We start from the raw sequence: 1,091 nt of genomic DNA on the forward strand, positions 1-1,091 counted from the left end.
CTCCGAAGCCTGCCGGGCCGCACCCGTTGCGCCCAGGAGCCGCAACACGATCACGGGGCGGACCGCGAGACGTCTCCGCCGGATCCACTCACCCTTGCACGGACCAAGTCAGGACGCTTCCAGGGAGTCATCTCGCCCGAGACGTCCAGGTCCTCGGAGGAGCCGACGATCTCCCGCTCTCTCGACAACGCGAGCCGGGTCACCGACTCGGCCCGCCCCAGGTACGAGACCTTGCTCTCATCCCCGTGCGCGTCCGGCACACGCGAACCAACCAGCGCGCGGACCGGCGCCAACGCCGTCACGCTGTTCGCAGGAGGCCCCTACCACCCAGGCCGGCAGGTCCCCTCGAACACCCCGTCCTCGGACGGGTGGACCGTTTTCGAAAAGGCGTCTATCCGCTGGCGCATCGACCTACTCGTATCCACTAAGAATCTCGCCGATAAGGCTGTCGAGGCCTACGTCGAACGCGCTGCCTCCCACGCCGAGCGGTGGTCGGACCACGCGCCCGTCACCGCAGCGTTCGACTTCGGCGCTAACTGATCTACAGACAGCGCTAGTTGATTCCCAGAACCAACCACCGGGGCGACGGCACCGCTCAGCCCTGGCCCACTCACACCAGCTGACAGCGCCTGCGATTTCGCCCTCCGTGGCGGCGACCCCGGGAGAAGAACCAGACCTTGTCGGCCCCGCGCATGCGGGGGTTGCCGGCATCAGGAACACCTTGGCCAACTCGTTTCCGAACGACGACTCCCGGTCTGCCCGGTAGTCCAGGGTGGTGCCGTCGTCGGTGAAGACCAGAACCTTGTGATTTTCCTCCGCCCAGTGCGCCACGTCCGCGCAGACCTCGGCCGACGGGAACGCCCCGTCCGCCTTGGCCCACACCATCGCGTCAGTCGTCCTGGCGGCCGGTCAGCCACAGGCCCGAATCCGGACGCTTCCACGGCATGATCTCCGCGGAGACCTCCAGGTCCTCGAATGAGCCGGCACTCCCGACTCCTTCGAAAGCGTGTGTCAAGTCGCCGAATCCGCCCGCATCATCCTCCACTTGTCCCGCCCCCCGGCACCCGACACCACAGGCCCGGCCCAGCGGT

General features: G+C 67.6%; 2 protein-coding genes. Both read right to left on the reverse strand.

The features are described 5' to 3' along the window. Nucleotides 1–411: 411 nt before the first annotated feature. Nucleotides 412–885 carry a hypothetical protein gene (locus tag ACFU7Y_RS44150; protein WP_374120037.1) on the reverse strand — a complete coding sequence of 158 codons (474 nt, stop codon included), beginning with the start codon at nucleotides 883–885 and terminating at the stop codon, nucleotides 412–414. Nucleotides 886–889: 4 nt separating this feature from the next. Then, nucleotides 890–1,091 (reverse strand): hypothetical protein (locus ACFU7Y_RS44155; protein WP_380772110.1); only part of this gene is annotated, 202 nt, incomplete at its 5' end.

The organism is Kitasatospora sp. NPDC057542 (assembly GCF_042801945.1).
Lineage (GTDB): Bacteria > Actinomycetota > Actinomycetes > Streptomycetales > Streptomycetaceae > Kitasatospora.